26 protein-coding genes are annotated in these 25,758 nt (G+C 27.6%); 1 reads left to right on the forward strand and 25 read right to left on the reverse strand.

Annotation, left to right across the window (positions count from 1 at the left end):
* Positions 1 to 2 precede the first annotated feature (2 nt).
* The 23 genes from fliR to AC1B00_RS06875 form a co-directional block, all read right to left on the reverse strand.
* Positions 3 to 761: a flagellar biosynthetic protein FliR gene (fliR, locus tag AC1B00_RS06765; protein ID WP_336611829.1), complete on the reverse strand. Its 759-nt coding sequence runs from the start codon at positions 759 to 761 to the stop codon at positions 3 to 5.
* Positions 749 to 1,456 (reverse strand): SIR2 family NAD-dependent protein deacylase, encoded by a 708-nt coding sequence (locus AC1B00_RS06770; RefSeq protein WP_488848927.1) that lies wholly within the window; start codon positions 1,454 to 1,456, stop codon positions 749 to 751. Before AC1B00_RS06770 ends, fliR begins: the two co-directional genes overlap by 13 nt.
* The gene (locus tag AC1B00_RS06775) at positions 1,449 to 2,069 is read right to left on the reverse strand and encodes an ABC transporter ATP-binding protein (RefSeq protein ID WP_488848928.1); all 621 of its coding nucleotides are present in this window, start codon (positions 2,067 to 2,069) and stop codon (positions 1,449 to 1,451) included. The genes AC1B00_RS06770 and AC1B00_RS06775 overlap by 8 nt, the downstream gene beginning before the upstream one ends.
* Positions 2,069 to 3,133 carry a translation elongation factor Ts gene (tsf, locus tag AC1B00_RS06780; RefSeq protein ID WP_336611826.1) on the reverse strand — a complete coding sequence of 355 codons (1,065 nt, stop codon included), beginning with the start codon at positions 3,131 to 3,133 and terminating at the stop codon, positions 2,069 to 2,071. Before tsf ends, AC1B00_RS06775 begins: the two co-directional genes overlap by 1 nt.
* Positions 3,133 to 3,903, reverse strand: coding sequence for a 30S ribosomal protein S2 (rpsB, locus tag AC1B00_RS06785; protein ID WP_336611825.1), 771 nt, complete (start codon positions 3,901 to 3,903; stop codon positions 3,133 to 3,135). Before rpsB ends, tsf begins: the two co-directional genes overlap by 1 nt.
* A gap of 129 nt (positions 3,904 to 4,032) precedes the next feature.
* Entirely contained in the window at positions 4,033 to 5,274 is a 1,242-nt protein-coding gene (locus AC1B00_RS06790) for an ArsS family sensor histidine kinase (protein ID WP_488848929.1), read from the reverse strand.
* Positions 5,271 to 5,948: a response regulator transcription factor gene (locus AC1B00_RS06795; protein WP_239817013.1), complete on the reverse strand. Its 678-nt coding sequence runs from the start codon at positions 5,946 to 5,948 to the stop codon at positions 5,271 to 5,273. The genes AC1B00_RS06790 and AC1B00_RS06795 overlap by 4 nt, the downstream gene beginning before the upstream one ends.
* Before the next feature lie 182 nt (positions 5,949 to 6,130).
* Entirely contained in the window at positions 6,131 to 7,366 is a 1,236-nt protein-coding gene (locus AC1B00_RS06800; RefSeq protein ID WP_488848930.1) for a type II secretion system F family protein, read from the reverse strand.
* 3 nt (positions 7,367 to 7,369) lie between these two features.
* Positions 7,370 to 9,064, reverse strand: coding sequence for a GspE/PulE family protein (locus AC1B00_RS06805; protein ID WP_488848969.1), 1,695 nt, complete (start codon positions 9,062 to 9,064; stop codon positions 7,370 to 7,372).
* Positions 9,065 to 9,108: 44 nt separating this feature from the next.
* Entirely contained in the window at positions 9,109 to 9,645 is a 537-nt protein-coding gene (locus AC1B00_RS06810) for a hypothetical protein (protein WP_488848931.1), read from the reverse strand.
* On the reverse strand, positions 9,642 to 10,454 hold the full coding sequence (locus tag AC1B00_RS06815; protein WP_488848932.1) for a CDC27 family protein: 813 nt from the start codon (positions 10,452 to 10,454) through the stop codon (positions 9,642 to 9,644). The genes AC1B00_RS06810 and AC1B00_RS06815 overlap by 4 nt, the downstream gene beginning before the upstream one ends.
* Complete coding sequence (locus tag AC1B00_RS06820; RefSeq protein WP_488848934.1) at positions 10,447 to 11,274, reverse strand: ATP-binding protein; 828 nt, start codon at positions 11,272 to 11,274, stop codon at positions 10,447 to 10,449. Before AC1B00_RS06820 ends, AC1B00_RS06815 begins: the two co-directional genes overlap by 8 nt.
* A 9-nt stretch (positions 11,275 to 11,283) precedes the next feature.
* Positions 11,284 to 12,927: a pilus (MSHA type) biogenesis protein MshL gene (gene mshL / locus AC1B00_RS06825; RefSeq protein WP_488848935.1), complete on the reverse strand. Its 1,644-nt coding sequence runs from the start codon at positions 12,925 to 12,927 to the stop codon at positions 11,284 to 11,286.
* Positions 12,905 to 13,273: a hypothetical protein gene (locus AC1B00_RS06830; protein WP_488848936.1), complete on the reverse strand. Its 369-nt coding sequence runs from the start codon at positions 13,271 to 13,273 to the stop codon at positions 12,905 to 12,907. Before AC1B00_RS06830 ends, mshL begins: the two co-directional genes overlap by 23 nt.
* The gene (locus tag AC1B00_RS06835) at positions 13,273 to 13,962 is read right to left on the reverse strand and encodes a hypothetical protein (protein WP_488848937.1); all 690 of its coding nucleotides are present in this window, start codon (positions 13,960 to 13,962) and stop codon (positions 13,273 to 13,275) included. Before AC1B00_RS06835 ends, AC1B00_RS06830 begins: the two co-directional genes overlap by 1 nt.
* The gene (locus AC1B00_RS06840; RefSeq protein WP_488848938.1) at positions 13,959 to 15,647 is read right to left on the reverse strand and encodes a hypothetical protein; all 1,689 of its coding nucleotides are present in this window, start codon (positions 15,645 to 15,647) and stop codon (positions 13,959 to 13,961) included. Before AC1B00_RS06840 ends, AC1B00_RS06835 begins: the two co-directional genes overlap by 4 nt.
* Before the next feature lie 18 nt (positions 15,648 to 15,665).
* Positions 15,666 to 16,535 (reverse strand): GTPase Era, encoded by an 870-nt coding sequence (gene era, locus AC1B00_RS06845; RefSeq protein WP_488848939.1) that lies wholly within the window; start codon positions 16,533 to 16,535, stop codon positions 15,666 to 15,668.
* Positions 16,532 to 17,851: an ATP-dependent protease ATPase subunit HslU gene (gene hslU / locus AC1B00_RS06850; RefSeq protein ID WP_488848940.1), complete on the reverse strand. Its 1,320-nt coding sequence runs from the start codon at positions 17,849 to 17,851 to the stop codon at positions 16,532 to 16,534. The genes era and hslU overlap by 4 nt, the downstream gene beginning before the upstream one ends.
* 2 nt (positions 17,852 to 17,853) lie before the next feature.
* Positions 17,854 to 18,390, reverse strand: coding sequence for an ATP-dependent protease subunit HslV (gene hslV / locus AC1B00_RS06855; protein WP_239817024.1), 537 nt, complete (start codon positions 18,388 to 18,390; stop codon positions 17,854 to 17,856).
* Positions 18,390 to 18,833, reverse strand: a complete 444-nt coding sequence (rplI, locus tag AC1B00_RS06860) for a 50S ribosomal protein L9 (RefSeq protein ID WP_239817025.1) — start codon at positions 18,831 to 18,833, stop codon at positions 18,390 to 18,392. The genes hslV and rplI overlap by 1 nt, the downstream gene beginning before the upstream one ends.
* 165 nt (positions 18,834 to 18,998) lie before the next feature.
* On the reverse strand, positions 18,999 to 19,481 hold the full coding sequence (locus AC1B00_RS06865; RefSeq protein WP_239817026.1) for a DUF3972 domain-containing protein: 483 nt from the start codon (positions 19,479 to 19,481) through the stop codon (positions 18,999 to 19,001).
* Between the two features lie 9 nt (positions 19,482 to 19,490).
* Positions 19,491 to 20,738 (reverse strand): peptidase U32 family protein, encoded by a 1,248-nt coding sequence (locus tag AC1B00_RS06870; RefSeq protein ID WP_488848941.1) that lies wholly within the window; start codon positions 20,736 to 20,738, stop codon positions 19,491 to 19,493.
* Entirely contained in the window at positions 20,738 to 21,445 is a 708-nt protein-coding gene (locus AC1B00_RS06875) for a chemotaxis protein (RefSeq protein ID WP_239817028.1), read from the reverse strand. Before AC1B00_RS06875 ends, AC1B00_RS06870 begins: the two co-directional genes overlap by 1 nt.
* 82 nt (positions 21,446 to 21,527) lie before the next feature.
* On the opposite strand from AC1B00_RS06875, the gene glnA reads away from it, so the two are divergent.
* Positions 21,528 to 22,958 (forward strand): type I glutamate--ammonia ligase, encoded by a 1,431-nt coding sequence (gene glnA, locus AC1B00_RS06880; RefSeq protein WP_239817029.1) that lies wholly within the window; start codon positions 21,528 to 21,530, stop codon positions 22,956 to 22,958.
* A 70-nt stretch (positions 22,959 to 23,028) separates the two neighbouring features.
* Here the strand turns inward: glnA and AC1B00_RS06885 are convergent, their stop codons facing one another.
* Positions 23,029 to 24,075: a hypothetical protein gene (locus tag AC1B00_RS06885; protein ID WP_488848942.1), complete on the reverse strand. Its 1,047-nt coding sequence runs from the start codon at positions 24,073 to 24,075 to the stop codon at positions 23,029 to 23,031.
* Between the two features lies 1 nt (position 24,076).
* Entirely contained in the window at positions 24,077 to 25,750 is a 1,674-nt protein-coding gene (locus AC1B00_RS06890; protein WP_488848944.1) for a hypothetical protein, read from the reverse strand.
* Positions 25,751 to 25,758 lie beyond the last annotated feature (8 nt).

A 25,758-nucleotide genomic window follows, 5' to 3' on the forward strand; every position in this document is an offset into this window, starting at 1 on the left:
TCCTAACTAATAAATAATTCAAGTTGTTTAAACACTTTCAATACTAATTCTTTAAAATAAAATAAAATTGTAGCTAAAATTGTCATCAAAACAATAAATGCGACAGTTATTTTTATAGGGTAGCCTACCACTAAAAGGTTAAATTGTGGCATAGTTTTCATAAGTAAGCCAAATACAAAATCACTAAGCATAGATATAGCAATAATAGGAAATGCCAAACTAAGCCCTATTAAATATATATCTTTTACTTCAAGCATAATTTGATTAAACCAAACATTGCTTAACATAAAATCACCTAATAAAACACTATCTAAACTCTTAGCCCAAAACATTAAAACCAAATGATGTCCATCATAAGCTAAAAACAATAACAATGCTAAAAGTGAAATAAAATGTCCTATAATAGGTGTATTTGCACCAGTATTTGGGTCAAGCACACTTGCCATAGAAAAACCCATAATAAAACTAATATGCTCTCCGCACATTTGCAAAATAGCAAATGTAAGCTGCAAACATAATCCTGCAATTAAACCAAAAATTAGTTCCATCACAATCGCATAGGTTATTAAATTAGGAGTTATGTTTGTATGGGCTAATGGATAAAAAAAGAAAACTAAAATCATAATAAAACTAGTTTTAATAATCACAGGAATTTGCAAATGTGAATAAAAAGGAAAAAATAAGCAAAGACCACTCATTCTTGCTAATAGCAACATAAACAAAACTATATTTTGTTCGCTAAATAATCTTACGAGTTCCATTCTTGAATAATTTGCTCTAATTCATTAATACATTCATCACAAGATTTGTAAATTACATTAGAAAATAAACATTCATCTATATATTTATTTTTTTCTAAATTTATTAAAATATTTTTTGATTTTGCAAATCTTAGTAAGGAATTAATGTTTATAACTGCTCCACTTGTTCCTATGATAATAGCCAAATCATCTTCTTTAAGATTATAAAAAGTTGAATATAATTCAGCATAAAATGGTGCATGTTCTCCAAAAAATACAACGCTTGGCTTCATCATCTTACTTTGACATTTTTTGCAATTTCCGAATTCAAATTCCAAATCATCTTCAAGATTTAATCTAATTTTATCACCACAATTAACACAATGCAATTCTAATAATTTTCCATGCAAATGAATAACGTTTTTACAACCTGCACGCTCTAATAAATCATCAACATTTTGAGTAAAATTAATAACTTCAAATCTATTTGATAATTCAGCTATTTTTTCATGCATTTTATTAGGTTTTACTTTTTTTAACTCTAGCCTTCTTTTATTGTAAAACTCATGAACTAAATCATAATTTTTAAGCCAAGTTTCATAATTACAAACCACATCTAAATCATACTGCTCCCAAAGACCATTATTATCTCTAAATGTGCTTAAGCCTGATGGAGCACTAAGCCCTGCTCCACTTAAAAACACTAATTTACCCATTGCTAATCCTTAGGATATCATCACACATTAAAGCTAAAGTTTCATCATGTGTGATTAAAAATAATGCTGAATTATTATTTTTAACATAATCAATTAGCAACTTCATAGCTATTTTTGCATTATTTGGATCAAGATTTCCAGTTGGCTCATCTGCAAAAATAATTTTAGGTTTTTTACAAAGAACCCTTGCAATGCTAATTCTTTGCTGTTCTCCACCACTTAATTCATTTGCTTTTTTGCTTAAAATATTTCTAATTCCCAAAAAATCAATAATATTTTCATCTATTTTTTGATTTGATAAAACACTTGCTAGTTCAATATTCTCGTAAGCTAAAAATCCTTTAAAAAGATAATGTTGCTGAAAGATAATTCCAAAATCATTTCTTCTTATTTTTAATCTTTCGTCTTCGCTTATTTTATAAATATTATTACCTTTGTAAAAAATTTCGCCTTTATCTGGTTCTAAAAGTGTTGATAAAATATGTAATAAAGTAGATTTACCACAACCACTCCTGCCTAAAACTGCTAAAGTTTGTTGTGGCCTTAAAGTTAAATTTAAATTATCAAACAAAACGGCATCATATTTTTTATAAATGCCGTTTGCTTGTAACATTAATTACCCATTTGAGCTGCAACTTCTGCTGCAAAATCTTCGTTTTTCTTCTCTAAGCCTTCGCCTACTTCGTATTTAACAAAGCTTTCAATTACTAATTCATCTTTTAATTCAGCTGATTTATCAGCAATTACTTGCTCTACAGTTTTTTTATCATCCATTACATAAAATTGTCCCATTAATGTAAGGCGAGAATCAAGTATAGAGTTATCAGCTATAAATCTAGCCATTTGACCAGGAATGATTTTATCCCAAATTTGCTCAGGTTTATTTTGAGCTTTTAATTCAGCTTTAATATCTTCTTCAGCTTGCTTTAAAACCGCATCAGTGATTTGTAATCTACTTGCAAATTGTGGAATTTTATGAAGTGGTTTTTTAAGGCGAACTAATTCTTCATTTTCTTTTTCAAGCTCAGCACATAAAGCTCTATATTCTGATTCTACAAAATCTTTATCTAATTCTTTATAGCTTAAAACACTTGGTTTCATTGCAGCAATATGCATGCAAAGTTGTTTTAAAAATTCTTCTACTTTTTCTTTATTTGCTGCATTATTAAATTTAGCTTTTACGATAACACCTACACGACCATTTGTATGTAAATATCCACTTAAAGCTTCATTTCCACTAGCTTTTAAAGTAGCAAATCTTCTTACAACTAGGTTTTCTCCTATTGTTGCGATTTGGTTTTTTAAATAATCTTCAAATTTAGCACCATCAATAGAACTATTTAATAAGCCTTCAACATCGCTAACACCACTTACTTGAACTTGTTCTACTGTTTTATTTACTAAATCCACAAATTTATCGTTTTTAGCAACGAAATCTGTTTCTGAGTTGATTTCTACTAAACTAGCTAGATTAGCGCTAATTTTAACGCCTACTAATCCTTCAGCTGCTAATCTATCTGCTTTTTTAGCTGCTTTACTTAAGCCTTTTTCTCTTAAGTATTCAACAGCTTTTTGCATATCTCCATCACACTCTTTAAGAGCGTTTTTGCAATCCATCATTCCAGCACCTGTGCTTTCGCGCAGGTCTTTTACCATAGCTGCTGTAATTTCTGCCATTATTCTTCTCCTTCCATCATAGCTTCTTCAAGAACTTCTTGTTTTTCATCTTCGCTAATTTCAGCTTTTTCAACTACTTCACCATCTTGCTCTCTTAAAGCTTTACCTTCTAGAATAGCTTCACACATTTCTTGGCAGAATAATTGAACTGAGCGAATAGCATCATCGTTACCTGGGATAGGAAAATCTACAACATCAGGATCGCAGTTAGTATCAATTGGTGCAACTACTGGGATTTTTAATCTATTTGCTTCTGCAACCGCAATTCTTTCTTTTACTGTATCAATTACAAAAATCATATCAGGGCGAGTTTTAAGATCTCTAATACCACCTAAATAGTCTAGTAATTTTTCTTTTTTTCTGTTTAACATTAATGCTTCTTTTTTAGTTAAAAGATTAATGCTTCCATCTTCTTGCATACTTTCAATAACTTCAAGTTTTCTGATTGATTGGCGAATGGTTTCGAAGTTTGTCATCATACCGCCTAACCATCTGTGATTTACATACGGCATTCCACATTTAATAGCGTATTCTTTAATAGCATCAGTAGCTTGTTTTTTTGTTCCTACAAATAAAATTGTTTTACCTTCAGCTGCTGCATCACGAACGATATTGTATGTATATCTAAAATATCTAATTGTTTTTTGTAAATCAATTACATAAATACCTTTTCTCTCGCCAAAAATGAATTTTTTCATTTTAGGATTCCAGCGTCTTGTTTGATGCCCAAAGTGCACACCACATTCTAATAAATCTCTCATTGTAACCATAGGTTTCTCCTTAAAAAATTGTTTTTACCTCCACACCCAAATACAACTAAAGTTGCAACAAATAAGGATTGGTGTGTGTGAAATAAGCCGTTATTTTAACTATTTAAAAGTAAATATAGAGTTATTTTATTATTTTTCTTCTTTTATAATGCTTGTAAGATTAGTTATTGAAAAAATATTATATCCATTATCATGGCTATAATTTAATTTTAATTTATGAGCTTCTAAGATTGTATTTACAACATAAAGCCCTAAACCGAATGAATTTGAAGCTTTAGTTCCACCTTGTGTAAAAGGCTCAAGATAATATTCTATATTCTTTTCTAATTTTTTACCTTTATTATAAAATTTTATACTCTCTTGACAAATTATAACCTTTACAGCGTTATCATCTGAATATTTAATTGCATTATCTAATAAATTTTTTACAGCAGTTGTAAATAGCTTAAAATCTACATAAACTAAAAAAGTATTATCTATAATTATATTTATTTTTTCATTTTCTAATAAAAGCATTTCCTTAGCTTCGTTAAAAATATGAGTTATAGAGATTTTTTTTGGGTTTTTTGCTACTCCACTTGTGATTTGTTCTACTGCTGCTAACTCGTCAATTAATATAACCATTCTATCAAATACACTTATTAATCTTTGCTTAAATTTCGTGTCTTCAAGCATTTCAGCAGTAATTCTACCTTTTGTAATAGGAGTTTTTAATTCGTGCATTATATTTCTTAAAAAAAATTGTCTTGAAGTATTTAAATCTTTAATTTTTTTAATAGCTTGATAAAAGGCATCAGAAACTTGAGAAATCTCATCGCTACCTTTACTAATATTTTCTATATTATCTAAATCATTATTTGCAAATTTTGTAATTTGTCTTTTTAGTCTTCTAATAGGTCTTAATTTTCCTATAACGAATATATAACTAATTAGTAAAACCAAAATAACAATACATAAAATAATTTGAATACTCATATATCTATATGAATTAAAATTAGTATCTTCATATAAAAATTCTTTATCATTTGCCATTATATACAAATAATTCTTTCCATTATTTGTAAGAATTTTACTAGTTCCTAGGTTATTACTATCTTCTGCAAGTATAATTGAATCACTAATTATACTTCTTTTATTGTCTTTGCTAATTAGCTTTAATTTAAATTGCTTTTGTTTATTATCAAATTCTTCTTTTGTTATTGAATCGTTTAATTCTTGAAGTTTTAAGTTTGCTAGATAAGAGTATTTTGCATTTAGCTCATTTGAATAATTAATCTTATCATAATTAATAAGCCAAATAAACGCTACTCCTATCGTAGAACTTGCTAGTATAAAAATAAATGTTATTACATAAAAAATACTAGATTTCATTGTGTAAGCTTATAGCCAATTCCTCTAATTGCGTGAATATGAGTTGGAGTTTTACTATCATCGCTTATTTTTTGGCGAATTCTTGAAATAATTACATCTATACTTTTATTTGAACTCTCTTCATTAATTGATGAGCAATTATATATAAGCTCTTCACGGCTTACAACTCCACCTTCTTTTTTAATCAAATAGCTTAATATATCAAACTCTGCATTTGTTAATACTAATTCTTTACCTTTAAAATAGATAGCATGTTTAAATTCATCGTATTCTAAAGTCTTATTTGAATGTTCATTTGCACTTATTTGAATTTGCTCAAATCTTCTTAAATGAGAAGTAATTCTTGCTTTTAATTCTTTTGGATCATAAGGCTTTGGTAAATAATCATCAGCCCCTAATTCCAAAGCTTCTACTTTGTCGTTTATATCATGTCTTGCTGATGAAACTATTATAGGACTTGTATGTTTTTTTCTAATCTCTTTACACACTTCAAGACCATCCATACCAGGTAAAGTCAAATCTAAAATAATTAAATCATAGGTAGTAAGATTTAATTTAGATAATCCTATATAAGGTTCATCTGCTACATCAACTTTCATATCGTATTGTTCTAAATACTCTTTTAAAATCTCTGCTAATTCTAAATCATCTTCTATCATTAATATTTTAGTCATTTTTGCTCCTTTAAAGAATTACTTTGTTAGAAATTACAATAATTTATATTCTCAAATTCCTATTTCAAATTCCGAGTAATTTTAATAATTAATTTCTAAAATATAGATTGTATAGAACTTAGTTAAATTATTGTAAATTTAAAAAGTTTTTAACCATATATAAATATGGTTAAAAATCAAAATTAGCTCTTAACTGCGCTTCCTAAATCCCACATAGGCATAAAAATACCTAAAGCAAGGAATAAAACCATACCTGCAATAAAAAGCATAAGAATAGGCTCAATATAGCTTGATAAGTTATCAATAATATTATTAAATCTTTCTTTATAATATGCAGTTACCTTTTCAAGCATTGCATCTAGCTGACCGCTGGCTTCTCCTGCTTTAATCATTTGAATTAACATATTTTCATACAATTCAGTTTCTTTAAAAGCTTCTGTTAAACTAAGACCTCTTGAAATTGAAACCTTGGTTGCATTTAATTTATTTTTCATTGTTGTATTTGCTATTGTTCTAAGAGAAGTATCTAAAGCATCTGCAATAGGAATACCTGCTCTTACTAACTCAGTAAAAATTAGATTAAATCTACTCATAGTTGCAAATAAAATAATCTTACCTATCAAATAGGTCTTAAGCGCATATTTATCAACTAAAGCTTTATAATTATCATTAATTCTATAAAATCTTCTACTAATAAATATCCCACCTATTAAAACAGCTAAAACATATAAACCATAATTTCTTAAAGTATGTTCTATAAATAATAACGCCTTTGTTGCAGGTGGTAAATTAGCACCTAATTGTTCAAATATTTCTTTAAACTGCGGAACAACAACAAGCATTAAGATAGTAAATGCAATTGCAATTGCTGTAACAACTATAATAGGATATCTTAAAGCTTTTTTAAACTTTTGTTGATTGTCATATAATTCTTGTAAAATTTCTGCAAGTTTTTTTAAGCTCTCACCTAATTTACCAGTACTCTCACCAAGTTTTACCATAGCTAAAGTGATATCCCCTAATTCAGCTTGAAAAGGCTCTAAAGATAAACTTATACTAAGACCTGCGTTTAAGTCTTCATAAACTTTAGAAAATATTTCTTTTACTCTTTTATTAGCACTAGAATTAGCAACTTCTCTTACGCTATCATGAATGGAAATACCAGCACCTGCCATAACTCCTAGTTGGTTTATAGAAGCTATTAAATCAGGTAATTTTACAGTCGGTTTAAAGAATGATAAATTTTTCAATTTATCAACGGCACTACCTAAAGAAACCGTTTGAACTTCGCCAGCCTTTACAATACGACCTAAATTTCTATTTTTAGCTTGCTCTACTGCACTTGCTTTATTTTGTGCTGTTAGAGTTAAAACTTTTTTTTGTCCTTTACTTATATATTCAACTTGAAATTTCTTCATTTATTACTCTTTCGCAACTCTTAATACTTCATCAACACTAGTAACGCCCTTAGCAGCTCTTACAATACCATCATGAAACATATCAACAAAACCTTCTTCATACGCTACTTTTCTAATCTCTTCTTTAGATGCACCAGCAGCAACCATAGATGATATTCTATCGCTTATAGGAAGAATTTCACTAATCATTTCACGACCTGTATAACCTGTCTGAGAGCATTTAGGGCAGCCAACAGGCTTATAAAATTGTGGGCTTTCTACTTCGTGTAAATACTTTTCTATTCTTGAATAAAAATTATCAGGTATTTTAGTAACTTGCTTACAAGCAGGGCAAAGTTTTCTTACAAGCCTTTGTGCTTCAATAGCAGTTAATGCACCACTTACCATGTAAGGCTCAACCCCCATATCAACAATCCTAGTTACAGCTGATACAGCATCGTTTGTGTGAAGGGTTGAAAACACTAAGTGCCCTGTAAGTGCTGCTTGTATAGCAATAGTAAGAGTTTCAGCATCCCTAATCTCACCTATCATGATAATATCAGGGTCTTGTCTTAGAATAGATCTAAGCGCCGCAGCAAATGTAAGTCCTGCTTTTTCATTAACATGAACTTGCTGAATTAAATTAAGTTGATATTCAACTGGGTCTTCAACTGTAATAATCTTAGTTTCTACACTCTTCATATCATTAAGTGCTGCATAAAGTGTTGTTGTCTTACCACTTCCTGTTGGGCCGGTTACAAGTATAATGCCGTAAGGAGCATGCATTGCAGCTTGAAATCTTTCAAGGTTAGTTGGGTGCATACCAAGATTACCTAAGCTAATTAAAATTTTTGATTTATCAAGAATCCTTAAAACTATACTTTCACCATTGATTATAGGCAGTGTTGAAATACGAAAATCATATTCTTTATCTAAAACCCTTGCTGAAAATCTACCATCTTGTGGTTTTCTTTTTTCTGCAATATCCATATTTGATAATAATTTCATTCTTGAAACCATCGGTGGATAAATATCTTTATCAAATATAAAAATCTCAGTTAACATACCATCAATTCTTCCACGAACAATGCAGTTGGTTTCAGTTGGTTCTATGTGAATATCACTTGAGCGATTTACTATGCAAGTTCTAAGAATTACTTCAATTAGTTTTAAAATACCCGAACTATCTTGATCTCCTCCAGAAGCCATTGTAGGATCAGAGCTTAATTCTTTTCTAATATCGTTGATAATATCTTTTATACTTTCATTTAATTGAATTTTGCTTAAATATCTATCAATTTGAGCTGGATTTGCAACATAGTTTTTAACTAATTTTCTATTAAATAAATGCTGAACTTTATCTTGTGCTTCTAAATTAAATGGCTCTTTATATGCTACATAAAGATTTATCTCATCTTCTTTAAAAGGTAAAAAACCAAAATTTGATAATACTGAATATTGAATTTTCTCAGAAATCTTATAGTTTATATCTACCGAATCTAAATCTATATATTCAAATCTTAATTTTTGAGCTACTTTTTCTAAAAAATCTCTATTGCTAATCTCAAAATACATAGCAATATCATCTAAACTTATTCCATTTGACCTATATAAATCCATTAATAAAGATTCTAAGGTGCTCTCATCTAATATACTTTTTAAATATTGTAATTTTTCTTCTGGATTTTCATAAGATGAAATAGTATCCTTTAATTCCATCTTTCTTCTATAAACTAAAACTCCTAAACGATCTACAAATTCCATTACCAGTACTCTTTCACATCTAAAATTTCATTATTTAAACTTTTTATTTTTACAACCATTTTTGTAAACGGCTTATCTTCTCTTAAACTTAATTCATATATTTTATCATTATAGCTAAAAATATATTTATCATCTTGTTTAGTATAATTTTGACTAATATAATCATCATAAATATCTGATAAAATATAATCACATTTAGGTAATTTAATTGCATTTATATTTAATCCATCTACCAAGGCAGAATGCAATAGTTTTTTCTTATACAAAATTGTAGAATAATACACAGCGTTAGCTCTTGCTTCTTTAGAATTTCTTAAAGCTATAATTACTGCCGATAATTTATTTATATAATCAGATTTTAAACAAGCAATGGCATATAAATTTAATAAGCCATCATCTTTATTTTTTATAGCTATATCATAAATTGAATTATTACAAACTTTTGAATATTCTTTATTTGTAATTGCTTTATTAATATCAGCAATATTAATAGCAAAACTTTGAATAGCTATTATTAAGAATAAAAATTTTTTCATAATTGACCTTTTTTAATTAAATCTAAAGTATCTTTTATTTTTTTAGAATTACTATGTTTTAAATAATTATTTAAAGAATTAATAGCTTGTTCTTTAAAACCTAATTTATAACTTGATTTAGCAAATAATATCCAGCTATCATCATTCTTAGGATTAATTTTATTTGCTGTTAAAGCCCAATCTCTTGCATCCTTATACTTAGCCTTAGAATAATATGTATTTGCAATATCTAATGCAAAATAAATACTATTTGTCTCTGCAAATTTAAGTTTTAAGTATTCTAAATCATTTAATTCTTCTTTAGCATCTAATGTTTTTGTGTTTAAATCAGTAATCACAATATTACCTGTATTTACTGTCTTAGGTATTGTTTTTATTATCTGCTTTTGAGGTGTTTCTTGAGATTTTTTAAAAGTTGTATTTTTAACATCAATATTCATAATATTCAAAGTTAAAATTTCATCACTATTATCATCAATTATTTGATTTTCTTTAACTACAAGCTTTTCTTCTTTTATAGGCTCTATTATTTTATTTTCAATTTTTGTTTTATTTTCAAGTATTTTCTCTTTTTCAATCTTTACTTTTTTTTCATCAATTTGTCTTTTAATCTCTTGATTACTTTTTTTAACATTCATTTCAAGCTCACTAGCACCTTTTGAATATGCATAAAAAATAATAGATAAAAGAATCAATACAAAGAATATTGCTAATAATACATACGCAATAAAATATTTCTTCTTCTTTTTTTTATTTGTATATGCAAGCCATTTATTTTCAAGCTCTATAACTTCATGTAAATTAAGCATGCAATAAACCTTTATCAATTGCAGCCATTTCTAAAACTTTTTCATTAATTTTAGGATTATTAAATTCACTAAATCTTTCTTGTTCATAAAATTCGTATATTTCAAAAGCTTTATATAATAACATATTTACAGTTCTTAGATTACCTTTTGTAATTTGATAAATGAACTTATAATTTTTGCTATTAAAAAATCCTTTGTCTAAACCATTTTTTAAAGTTTCTAGTTTTTTATCTATATATGTTTTTATTTCACTTTCACTAGATTCACTAAGCTCAATGCTTTCCCAAATTCTAGTTGTAAAATGTTCTTGAGCTAATATATCTTCATCTGCTATTGTCTTATGAACAGTAAATAAAAATTTAAACATTCTAGTATCTGATAATAATCTAATTTTTTCTAGCAAAATATTAGGATACATTTGAGCTTCATCAAGCATTATCATATAGCCATCATATTTTAATTCTTCTGGAGTTTGAGTTATTTTTGATTTAAATATATTTAAAAAATCTTCATATTTTTCAATTTCAATATATTCATTAAAAATTTTTTTATGCAGTTCAGTATAAAATCCTGATTCTGAGTAAAATGGCTGTTCTAATAATATAATTTTTTTATTTTTTTCCTTTAAATCTTTTTCAATTTTATGTAGTAAAAATGTTTTGCCACAACCTGGTTTTCCATAAAATAACACTAATTTTAATGGTTTTTCTAATGAAGTGATAATCTTATGATAAGCAATCTTAGATTTATCAAGATTGATAAATCTAAGACTTTCTAAATTATCTATAAATAATTCTTTTGCTAATGTATATTTATTCAAAACAAACCTTTATTCAGTTTCATTTACTGAATCAAATTCTTCTGCTTTTTCTTTAAATATATTTTTGGTTGCAGTTGGCTTTAAATCTTCTTTATAATCAATCGCTAAAGTATATCCTAAATCTTCTAAAGATTTTTTAATATCTTCTTTATCTTTAGTAAAATCAACTATATGTGGAGTTATAACAAATACAAGCTCTGCTTTATCTTTAGATTTTTCTTTTGAACCAAATAATTTACCTACTAAAGGAATATCTTGTAAAACAGGAATTCCATTCTTTTTAAATGTATCTGAATCAGTTATTAGACCACCTAAAACAATAGTTTCACCATCTCTTACTTGAACAACTGTCGACAATTTCTTTTGTCTTGTATCAGGCGCAACTTCTCTATAACCTTTAGCACTATTTACCCTAGAATCTTCTGGGCGTAATAATTCACTAATGCTTGGGTTAATTCTTAACATAATCTTATTATCATCTGATATTTCAGGTAAGATATTTAATAAAATACCTACAAATATTGATTTTTCTTCATCTGCATCGCCTGTGCTACCGCTATCAGTTGTTGTGCTACTTCCTTTAAGTTTATAATTATAAGTATTACCTACTGTAATTAATGCTTGTTGGTTATTTAAAGTAGCTATTTTTGGACTTGATACAACTTTAACATCTCCGCTTTCTTTAAGAAAATTTATCATACCTGTTAAGTTAACACCCATATTTAAAGCTATATTTTCTTTTCCATTCCATCTTCCATTATGAGTTTTTCCAAAAGTAACGCCAGTAAAATTAGCACTTTTATCTCTTATACTACCAGTTCCACCAAAGATAACATCATTTGGAATTATGCTTGAAATTCCTTGACCCGGTAATAATCCTGTCGTATCAAAACCTAAATTAAACTGAGTCCAATCTATACCGGTTTTATGTGATTTATTTAGGCTTACTTCAATAATTGAAACATCAATTATTACTTGTTTTTTAAGCGATTCTTGAACTTGATTTAAATATGTTTCAATTCTATCTAATATTTCATTACTTGAAGTAACAGTTATTAAACCTGCATTTGAGTTAATCGTAGGTGGAACGATAGGAATATTTTGTCCTGAGTTTTGAACAATATCTGATATTTCTTTACCTATATTCTTCCAAAAATCAAACTCTTCTTTAGTCTCAATCATATTATCGCTATCAGAACTTGAACTAGAACTTGAACTACTACTATCACTGCTTGAAGCTTGAGATTCAACATTTGCCTTAGTAATTGCACTACCTTTACGAACAGATGTAATATAATCTAATTTAAAAGTTTTTGTTTGAAGACCTTGAATTTTTAAAATATTATTTGCAAATTCATAATCTAAACCTTGTTCTTTTATAAGTAAATCAAAAACATTATTAATATGCATATTTTTAATACTTATTCCATCTTGTCTTGTATTTAAAATATTCTTAGAATAAGAATCCTTATAAACGACACTAAAATCACAAACTTTTGATAATTGATTTATAATTTCATACGCTGATGTATCTTCTTTATTAACCTTTATATCAAAAGCTCTTTTTGAACAATCTGCTGCATTCAAAGAACTTGATAATATTAATGCTGCACTTATAGATAAAACTGTCTTATTTAACATTGATTTTAACATACTGATTATCCTTTAAATTAAGTTCTATATAATTAATTGAATTAGAAAGCCCTACTCTTTCTTTATTGATACTTACAACTCTGTAACCTGCTGCAATTGCATCATTTAATCCATACCACTTTTGATTTATTTTCACTCTTTTATCAACTATTGCATGTAAAGTAAAAGTAATAACTTCATCTGATTTAATCTTATCTTTATAAAACGGGTCATTAGTTCTAACTATTTCGCTATACTCAATAGTATCTCTAATTTCCACTAATTCGCTAAACTTCTTATCTATTTCAGCCCTTGTCATTGCAAATAAAGCTTGAAAACAAATAAGTATAAAAAATATTTTTTTCATTAGTATTTAATCCCCCATATTGAGATTTTAATATCTGCTTTAATATCGCTAGTATATTTTACTTCAGAATTATTTGCTTGTTCATTTGAATCATTATTGTTATTGATTTTATCAAGCTTTAGCATATTAACATCAACAACATCAATTGATTGCTCTAAACTATTTACAAACTGTAAAATATTTTGAAATTTACCTACAATTGAGAAATTAACATTAAATACTTCTTCAACCTTTTGGCTTACTAAATCATTAACACTGCTGTTTACATCGCCTAAAACTACATTATATTTTCTTGAAATATCATCAATTTTAGCCATAAATTCAGACCAATTTTTTTGATTATAAAGAAGTCTAGAAGCATCTCTTAATTTTTCATCAAAATATAAATTCTCTGCATCAACTTCTTTTTTTCTTTTATCAACGCTCATTATTTCTTGTGTTAATCTTTGAATTTGTGAATTTTGTCTTTCACGCTCAATAAAATCATCAAGCTTTTGTAACTCTGCTTTAGCATTGTCTAACTTTTGTGTTTCGGTAGCTACATATTCCTCAGATGATTCATAAGTATAATCATAAATTAAATACCCAAAAAGCATAAGAAATAAAAAAATAGTCATATAAAACACATTACTATTTGGCTGTTTCTCATAGTAGCTATCTATTTTATCAAATAAACTTTCTTGCTTCATTTTAATATCCTTATTACGATATTGCTTTCATATTCTTTTTCTTTATCTTCTGAATTTAAGAACTTAATTAAAACATCTCTAGACTCTATTGTATAAGTATCATCAGCTCCTATTTCTTTTAAAAACGCAGTTACACCACTAGTTGTTCCTTTTAATCTTAAGTTAATAACTTTGTCGTTAAAAGTAATATTTGTAACTTTAATATGGCTTGAGTTTAAAATATTAGCTAATTTTACTGAAGCATTTGCTTTTGATAAATAATTAACCTTTTTATCATGTATATTATTTAAAAGCTCATATCTAAATGAAAGAGTTCTTTCTGCTTCATTAGTCCTATCTCTTAAGTCATTTAATTGTGCTTGTAAACTCTTGATCTCATTATCAATTCTTTCATACTCGTTTTGTCTTGGCGGTATTTTTTCTGTTATTTCTTTTGTTTCAATTTCTAATAATTGACCTATTACATAATTATAAACAGGATAAATACTAGCTAAAATAACTATCGCAAGAATAGATAAGATTAATTTTCCCGAATACCTTTTAGCAAAAGGCGGTGGTCTTAAAAACATTGATATATTAAATACATCATTAGGTAATTTTAATTGTTCATTAGCCCTTAAAAAGCTTAATAATACAAAAGGGTTAATTCTTAATTCTCCACCTTCTTTTTCCGGAGTGCTAGTAAATTCTGAAGGCGAATTAACTTCTACGGTAAAATTTCTAATGTTTTTAAATAAATCATATTTAATTTTATGGATATTAACAAATTCTGTAACTTCTAAACTATTAATTCCAACTACAACTTTATTATTTAAAAGCATTTCAAGAATTTCATCATCATTTATGTTTTTAAAATTAGCAAATAATACTTCTACTTTTTTTAAGAAATTTTGGCTTAGCCCTATATCTGTTCCAACAAAAACTTTACTTATTGTAGCTTTGTCTAACTGAGCAGTTTTTAGAATAATTGCTAAATTTGAAGTTAAAAACTTAAACGCATCACCTAAAATCTTGTTTAAAGAAACTCTTTTCGCATCATCAATATGATCAAATCCATACTTAGATAATTCATTTAAGAACATATGCTCAGGAATTCTTTCTCCTAAATCATGAGAAAAACTACTATGTAGCATATCAATACTTAATTTGCTAAGTATTTTGTAATTAATCAATTCTCCATCTTTATAAACAGTAAGTGTAGCATAAGTTTTATGAAAATATATGAATACTTGAACCCCATCACCTTCAATTATTTTACTTGTATAATAATTTTGATACATAAGAGGTTCTATATCAATATAATCAATATATTGCAGTTTGTTTGCAACCTCTTTAAATTCTGATTCAATTTTTTCATTTTCTACAACAAATACATTATAAACCGTATTTATTCCAATACTTGCATTAGAAATACTATAAGAAATCTTATATTCCTTTTCTATATCCAATTCAAGTAACTCATAAGTTTTATTTGTAATTATACTGATTTCATCCTCTTCAGAACCATTAGGAACTTCAACAGAAACATACTTTACATTATCACCCGGCATATAAGTGATATTATAAGCTGAGCTAGCTCTTTCTTTAACTGTTATTTCACTAAGGACATTATCAGCAAGTTTATAGAGTTTTTTGGTGCTTGAATCGTAAGCAACTATTTCTCTTTTTTTCGCTGTTTTAGCCATATAAATACCTCTAAAAATTTATTGTTTTAAGCCTACTTTTTTCAAAAAGTTCTCATTATCATACCATTTTTTTTGAACTTTTACAATAAGCTTTAAATTGGTTTTTAATAAAAATAATTCAGAAATTCTCTTTCTCGCAACTATTCCTATACGCTTAATAGTATTAGCATCGCGGCCTATTAACATTGCTTTATGATTTTCTGAATCTGTAACAATATCTGCATAAATTGTTAAAGAACTATCCTTTTCTACAACTTTACTAATCAAAACTTCACAACAATATGGTAATTCATCACTTAAATTTTGATAAATACTTTCTATGATTAATTCCTTAATAACATCTTTAGTATTTTTATCTGTTGTATATTCAGGATCAAAAAAATACGGATGTTCTGGCAAATACTTGATAATTTCATCTAATAATTTAGTTTTATAAAATTTATTTTTTGAAGTATAAGGAATAATATTTGGAACTTTTTCTAAAGCATTAAACTCGCTTAATTTTGCTAATAGTTTTTCTGGTTCTATTAAATCAACCTTATTCAAAACCACTAAATGCTCTACTTTAGGCTTTAATTCTAAAAATTTTTTATACTCATCAATTTTATCAAAAACACTCATAACAAATAAAATCAAATCACATTCATCTATACTTTTTTTTGCTGCCTCAATTAGCAATTGATTAAAACTTTTATTGCTTTCATGAAGGCCTGGAGTATCTATCAATACAATTTGATTTTCTTTATGCATTATGACTACATTCATTTTTCTTCTTGTAGCGTTTTCTTTATGTGATACTAGGCAAAGATTTTCGCCTAGTAATGAATTAACCATAGTGCTTTTTCCGGCATTTGTTCTGCCAATTACACTTACAAAACCACTTTTCATAAGATGTATCTTGCTATATCTTGATTTTCTATGATACTGCCTAATTTTTCATCTACTAATTTAGTATCAATTACACAATCTTTACCTTGATATTTATCACACTCGTATGAAATATCTTCAACTAATTTTTCAATAACAGTATGTAAGCGTCTTGCGCCTATATCTTCCATACTTTCATTAGCTTGAGCTGCAATTTTAGCGATTTTTTTAATAGCATCATCTTCAAATACTAAATTAACACCTTCGGTTTCTAATAATGCTTTATATTGTTTTAAGAGTGAATTTTTTGGTCTTGTTAAAATCTCATATAATTCATCAGCTCCTAAACTATCAAGCTCTACTCTTAACGGAAATCTTCCTTGCAATTCAGGGATTAAATCACTTGGCTTACTTAAATGAAATGCACCTGCTGCAATAAATAATATATGATCGGTTTTGACATTACCTAATTTTGTATTTACAACACTACCTTCTACAATAGGTAATAAATCTCTTTGAACGCCTTCTTTACTTGGGTCTTGTCTATTTGAGTTACCACTACTTACTGCAACTTTATCAATCTCATCAATAAAAATAATGCCTTCATTTTGCACTCTTCTTAAAGCTTCATCTTTAATACTTTCATTATCTAATACGCTATCGGTTAATTCACTTTCTAAAACTTTTCTAGCATCTTTTATTTTTAGCTCTTTTTTGATTTTTTTATCAGCAATACCGATAACTTTTACCATTTCTTGCATACTTGCAAGTTCTGGTGGTAAATTTGGATTTGTTTCAAGTGAGCGTTGAGTTACAAAAATTTCTATAACTCTATCTTCAAATTCTTTATTTCTTAAACGCTCTTTCATTTTTTCTAAGCTTGTTTCATATTCTGCTTGCTTTTCTTCGCTCACACCTTTTGGTAAAGGTGGTAATAATTTTTCTAAAATTTTATTTTCTACTAATTCGCTTAATTTTGTTTTGTTTTTTTCTAAATGTTCGTTTTTTACCAAGCTTAAAGCTGCGTTTGCAAGATCTCTTACCATACTTTCAACATCACGACCAACAAAGCCAACTTCTGTATATTTACTAGCCTCTACTTTAATAAAAGGTAAGCCCATTAATTTAGCAATTCTTCTTGCAATTTCTGTTTTACCAACACCTGTGCTTCCTATCATTAAAATATTTTTAGGAACAACATCATCTTGCATAGCTTCATCAAGCTTTAATCTTCTATATCTATTTCTTAGAGCTATTGCTATAATTTTTTTAGCTTTTTCTTGACCTATTACATATTCATCTAAAAATTCAACTATTTCTTTAGGTAACATCTGCATTATTAATCCCTTAATTCATAAGTAGTTATATTAGTATTTGTATAAATACAAATCTCTCCTGCTATTTTAAGACTTTCTTTAACTAGACTTAATTCATCAAGATTTGCATGATTGTGTAATGCTCTTGCAGCACTAAGCGCATAAGCTCCGCCACTTCCGATAGCACAAATACATTCATCTTGCGGAACAACAACATCACCTGTTCCACTTAATAAAAATATTTGTTTTCTATTTAAAACTATCATCATAGCTTCAAGTTTTCTTAAGTATTTATCTTTTCTCCATTCTTTAGAAAACTCAATAACAGCTCTTTCTAAATCACCTTTTTTGCTTTCAAGCATTTTTTCAAACATATCAAATAAAGTAAAAGCATCAGCAGTGCTTCCTGCAAATCCTGCTAATACTTTTCCTTCATAAAGCTTTCTAAGTTTTACAGCATTACCTTTTAAAACGGTGTTACCAAAGGTAACTTGTCCATCTCCACCAATAACTGAAGCCTCTTTGCCTTTATAAGCCAATATCGTTGTAGCGTGAAACATTAAGCACCTTTAACTACTACAACAAATTCAGCAACAATGCCATGACCTAATTTCGCACTAACTTTATATTCGCCTTCTGCTTTTATTGAATAATCTTGTATGCTTTTTTTATCAAGCTCTAGATTATATTGCTCTTTAATAGCTTGTGAAATTTCATCTTTTGTAACTCCACCAAACAATGCTCCATTAGCTCCTAATTGTTTTTTAACGATTACTTTTTTATCAGCTAAACTCTCTTTTAATTTATTCATTAATTCAAGTTCGTATCTGTCTTGCTCTTCTTTTTTCTTTACATCACTTGCATGTTTTCTTAAAACTTCTGTGCTAGCAACTTTTGCAAAACCTTTACCGATTAAGAAATTTTGTCCATATCCATCTTTTACTTCTTTTACTTCTCCAGCTTTTCCTAAGCCTTTTACATCTTTAATTAATAGTACTTTCATTAATTCTCCTTTGATAATAATGTAGATTGTAATAAAAAAAGGTATTTTTTAACAAATTTATATAAGTTTTTATAGAATTTATTTTTCAAATTCCTATTTCAAATTCTTTTTGATATTCTATTAAATAGTATAAATAATAAAAACATTAAGCTAAAATTAGCTTAATTATTCTTTATTATCCTTTTGATAGTTTTCTACGGCTTTATTCCACATTAGCTTATATTTACGCTTTAAATACTCTATCTCTTCTCTAGCGTCTTTTAATTCAGCATTTAAAGTATCAATTATTTTTCTATCTTCATCATAAAGTTCTTGCATAGAATAAAGTGCTTCTTTTAAAAAAGCATTTTCTCCTCTTAAAACATCTAGCGTTTCATCTTTTGCATCTAATACTTTTTCATGAAGATTTAAAATAGTTCCGATAGTTTTTTCTATAAAATTACCTGCTGGAGTATTTGCAATATCTTGAACTTCAATGTTTTTATCCTTAACAGGAACGATAGCAAAAGTTCCTGCATTTGCTTCAATTAAAAGTCTATCGTTTTCATATTTATGTTTTAAAGAACCACTTTTAACCATAGCCATTACAACTTCTTCATTTAAATGAACTAATTTACAAAATTCACTAAGTTCAAGATATGTTTGCATTTTTATCCTTTATGCTCTTAAAAAACTAAACTCTGGTAATAAAGATGGACTTAAAATCTCATTTACATTACCGCTGTGTAGTTCAATAAATTCTTTTTTATTTTCATTTATAAGTTTTTTAAACTTACAAAAATATTTATCATCACGCTTATAAATTTCGCCTATTTCATTGCTAACAAGCTCAATTTTTGCATTTAAAGGTGCAAAAATTTCATACTCAAAACCTGTTTTAATAACACCTTTACTAGCAATACTCTTACCATTTTCGCTAAATCCATGAACTTGCATAGTTCCTTGCATTATAGAAGTTTCGTGATTTTGGGTATCTTCTTTTTCATAAGGTCTTGCCATTAAATATCCATCTGTAAAACCACGAGATTTTAAGGTATTTAATTCATCATCATATTTTTTAGCATCAAATTGATTATTTAAAGTATCAAGAACTGCTTGCTTATAAGTTCTAGTAGCACATGCTACATAATACTCACTTTTAGTTCTTCCTTCAATTTTAAAAGCATTTATGGCATTTTTTTCCATAATTTTATCTATATAATTAGCTAATTTTAAATCTTTTGAATTGAAAATATGAGTTCCTAAATCATCTTCTACAACTCTAAATAAAGCATTATTTTCTGAGTTTTTGGCATACAATTCATAAGGAAATCTACAATCATTCGCACAAGCTCCTAGATTCGAGCGTCTGCCACTTTGAACTGCTGAGATTAAACATCTTCCACTATAAGCAAAACACATAGAACCATGAACAAAAGCTTCTATTTCAATATCTGCATTTTTTGCTATATCACAAGCATCTTTTAAGCCTAATTCTCTAGCAATTACAACTCTTTTTGCTCCTAATTCTTTATAAACTAAAGCATCTTCATAGTTTAAAATATTTGCTTGAGTGCTTACATGTATAGGAATATTTGGTGCAATTTCTCTTGCTAATTTCATCGCACCTATACTAGCAATTATTAAAGCATCTGGCTTTAATTCAGCAAGCAATGCTAAGTGTCTTTTTAGCCCTTCAATTTGTGCGCTTACATGAAAACCATTCACAGTTGCATAAACTTGCACACCCCTATCATGAGCATACTTAATACCTTCTGCAAAGCTAGTTTCATCAAATTCTTTAGCAGCACGAGAACGCAAAGAAAATGATGAAAGCCCTGCATAAACAGCATCAGCACCATAATTTACAGCAATTTTTAATTTTTTTAAATTACCTGCTGGAGCAATTATTTGTGGTCTTATCATTATTTTTTACCTAACGATGCAATTAATGCTTCAATATCATCGTTTGTTACTAAATCAGCCGTGCTATCACCTTCAATATGAACAGCACTGCTAACTCTTTTTTCATCATCAATTCTACCTTCAAATAAGCTATTCATATATTTAGACAATGCTCTCATAACATTTATAACACGCTCGATCTTTTGTCTATGAATATCTTGATATTGCATAGCATCCATTGCCATCATAGCTTCATCTTGACCCATAGCTAAGTTATCTAACGCTTCATCAATGCTTGATAATTGATTTTTACAATCTTCTAAAGCTTCGCTAAATTTATTAACATTAGGAAACTTCTCATTTAAAGTTGTAAATAAATCAACTTGATTTTGAACTGACTTTTTAAATGTCTTTATAATTTTTTCAGCAGTTGCAAAATAATCCATCATTGTTTCAATTTTTTCAAGCAACTCAGTAGCCTTAACTTCGCTATCACGAGTAACATCATCTAATTGATTTACAACTTTGTGATCTTCTGTTGGTGGTGGTGGCGGCCATGATTTTCTTGAATCTGGTCTATATGATTTATATTCTTCTTCTAAAGCTAAATCTTCATCTTCTATCTTTACTTCTTCTTGGATTTCATTAGCTTTTGGTTCATCAATGATTTCATCATCAAAATCATCAAGACCTCCCGCCATTAAAGCGTCTAATTCTTCTTGCGTCATTATTTTCTTCCTTAAAATAATACTTAATTAAAAAATATTAGTTAAAATCATAGCCTAACAAATCTAACTTAAGGTTAAAAAAATGGCTAAATTTGTAAATAATGTTACCGAATTCTTTGATTTTTGTATAAGCAATGAAATTAAGTTTGTAGATTTTAGATTTACTTCTCTTGATGGCACTTGGAATCATCATACCTATACAATGAAAAGCGTAGATGAAGATGTTCTTAAAAACGGAATACCTTTTGATGCAAGTTCATATAAAGGTTGGCAGCCTATTGAAAAAAGCGATATGATACTAATCCCTGATGTTACAACAACTTTTATTGACCCATTTACGAGTGATAATACTGTTATTGTAATTTGCGATATTTTTGATGTTTATAAAAATGATTTTTATGAAAAATGCCCTAGAACAATAGCAAAAAGAACACTAAAAATGCTAGATGAAAGCGGTATCGCTGATAAGGCTTATTTTGGAGCTGAGAATGAGTTTTTCATCTTTGATGATGTAAAGATTGTTGATACTATGAATCATTCTATGTATTTAATAGATACAGAAGAAGGCGAATGGAACGACGCAAAACACTACGATGATGCGTATAATACAGGTCATCGCCCTAGAAGAAAAGGTGGTTATACTCCAGTGCCACCAGTAGATAGTATGCAAGATTTAAGAGCTGAAATGGTTCAAGTATTAGAAAGAGTTGGGCTTGAATGCTTCGTTCATCATCACGAAAACGCACAAGGTCAAGGCGAAATCGGAGTTAAGTTTAATACCTTAGTAGAAGCTGCTGATAATGTACAAATTTATAAATATGTTGTAAAAATGGTAGCTCATCTAAATGGCAAAACAGCTACATTTATGCCAAAACCACTTCATCTTGATAATGGTAGCGGAATGCATGTTCATATGAGTTTGTTTAAAAATGGCAAAAACTTATTTTATGATAAAAGCGGCTATGCAGGACTTAGCAAAACTGCAATCCATTATATAGGCGGTGTTTTAAGACATGCAAGAAGTGTAACAGCATTTACAAATCCTACTACGAATTCTTATAAGAGATTAATACCAGGCTTTGAAGCTCCATCAATTCTAACCTACTCTTGCCAAAACCGCTCTGCAAGTTGTAGAGTTCCTTATGGAATTAATGAAAAAAGCGCAAGAGTTGAAATGCGTTTCCCTGATAGCTCTAGCAATGTGTATTTGGCATTTTCATCAATGCTTTTAGCTGGTCTTGATGGTATCAAAAATGAGCTTACAGCAGCAGGTCCTATGGATGAAAACTTATTTAAACTAAGCCTTGATGAGATTAGAGAAAAAGGCATAGAGCAATTACCACACACTTTAAGGGGTGCTTTAGAAAGTCTTATTCGTGATAATGCTTACTTAAAGCCTGCATTTACTGATGTTTGCATACAAGATTATCAACATATGAAGTTTAAAAATCAAGTTTGGCCAGTAGAACAACGCCCTACTGCTTATGAATTTAAGACAACTTATTCTTGTTAATTTTTATAATTCCTATTTCAAATTCCAAAAAATTATGAAATAGGAATTTCAATTTTTAATTAAATATTTTTTAATGATTTTTTAAAATAAAATCAATAATGACTTCAAGTCTTTTATTTTTACTTAAATTGCAAAGATTATCAAAAGTATAACCAATATATTTATTCTTTACTTTCTTTAAATATTCATCGTAGTTAAAATTTAAATCAATATTATAAGCATTTATTTTTTCGTAATAATCGTTTAAAAGCTCATCATCAATCATAGAATTTTTTGCATTTGTAAAAAATATATTCATAGGAATATTTTTATTAAGCAAGCCTATTTCCATTGCAGAAATATCTGTAAACGCATGAAAAATCTTATAATTTTTAATATTTGTATTGTAATACCAACCTACTTTTTTTACTACAAATCCAAGTGATTTTAAAAATTTTTCTCCTTGCATTAAATATATTTTATATCTAAAATCTCTATGTCCAGTATTTGGATGAGCTTGTAATAATATTTCATTACAAGCATGATTTTTAGCAAACTCTGCGATAATTTTAAATGATTTTAAATCTTTGCTAAGACTTGTATAACATTCAGACTTAAGCCCACCTTCCCAAGTAGGAGCGTATAAAATACTAAAACTTTTTAAATCTCTTTCGTAATTATTACAACCTACAAAGGTATCTCCAAGTTTTATGATTTTTTTGTTTTTTATATCTAATTCATTACAATTTTTATATTTTAAATGCCTTAAAATTCCTACATCTCCAGCACAAAAAATATAATCATAAATTCTAATAATAGGCTTAATACTTGAGAGCTTATTGCTTTCTCCATGTGTAATAAAAATATGCTTAGCTTTATAATTTGCAAGCATTTTACAATTTGATTGAGAATTAAATGGATAAAAAATTATTTTCACATTTTCTAACTTAGGGTTTTTATAAAAGCAAATATATTTTATACCATATTTTCTAAGTTCCTTTTTATAATAAAAATAACTTTTAAAATAAAATTTAAACACCACCAAAGTTTTATCTTTATCAAAAATGCCTTCTAAAAAATAGCTTATTAGTTGATTTATGGCACCTTTGATTTTATTATCTAAATAAATTACTATCATTTTAAAACTTTGTATTTACATAAGCATATATTAAATCAATTATGTTTTTATCTTCACATAAATAAACATTTTTTAATAAATCTTTAATTTCTTCATAGCTAAATTTATAAGTTTCAAAACTAAATCTAATATTGATAACCTCATCTTTTTTACAAGATGCTTTAAAGCTTTTATATTCATCATGCCAAACACAAAAATCTCCATAATAATTATCATCTATATTTATATTTTTATAATTAATTAAAAATTTTTGCTTTTTACCTGTTTCATCTTCTCTAGCTAAACCTCTAAATTTTAATTCATACTTTGAATTTATTGCGCTTTTTATTTGTAGATGATAGTTTTTATCTTTTTTATTGTTAGTTATTTTTATTCCGTAATAGCCATCTCTTCTAAACCATTTTGGATACTCAATTAATAAATCTTGCTTGCTAAGCACTTCTATTGGATTTATATTATTTTCTATATGAAAATCAAGTCTTATAGTGTTTAAATCATTTAAAATTTCTTCAATTAAATCATTATTTTTTAAAGCTAATAATTTATTTTCATAAAACGATGAATATTCACTTAAAAGATTTTGAATAAAATTAATATTTGGCAATAAATCTACCTTAAACATTAATTCTTTTTGCTCTTTACTAAACTGCTTTTTTAGTTTTTTTAAATCTTCTAAAACAAAATTATCGCATAAAAATATACCTATGATATCGCTATAAAATACACGCTTGCAGCCTTCTTTTTTTGCTTTTCTTATTTGTGAATCTGTTTGATTTTCTAATTTTTCATCTTCTATAAAAATCCCACTATTTTCATCAATTAAAAAAGTACTGTAAAAAGTCTTATAAGCATTTTGCGACCATTGACCACGGATGATTTCTTGAGTTTTATTCTTTACTTTTACATACGAGATTTCACTTTCTTTTTTAAAATCATAATTCCATATTTGAATTCCTAGCAAATACCAACCCTTAAAAGCACTTAAACTAATAAAATTAGATTTATCTATTCTTATACATTCTTCTTCAAAAAATGAATTTTTATGTCTTATTATTTGATTTTTATTAGCTAAGTCCTTTGCTAAAACACACTTAAAATTTGTAATTTTTGTATTTTGCTCGATTGGAACTTTAAAATTATCATAATTTTTAATTATATTTTTGCCTATTTCATACAAAATTGCACGCATTGGATGAAGTGGATCTGTTGCTTTACAAAATCTCATTAAATCATATTTTATAAAGTCTTCGTGCATATCATAAGTGCTTATATTGTAAAGATTTGAATAATATTTATGCATATTATAAGCAATCTTAACATGCTCAAAATCTCTTGCTAAAACGATAAATAAATTAATAATTTTTATTTTTAATTTACTAATATTTTCATAAAACATAGCAATATCACGATGGCAGTAATCAAGTGGCATATCTGCTCCATGCTCAGCATCATTTAAAAAACAATCAAGAATAATTAAATCACAATTTTTTATAATCTCATAATTTTTATATAGTTCATATAATCTTTGATTTGAAGTGCTTGCACCTAAAGAATAATTATAAAAATTTGATTTTGTTTTATTAGCCTTATCGTACTTAGCTAATGCATCAATAATTCCATCATTTAAACTATTTTTCCTAACTCCGTTTGAACCTGAAAGCAATACTACATTCATAATAATTC

The sequence above is a fragment of the Campylobacter sp. DY7 genome (genome assembly GCF_057802535.1).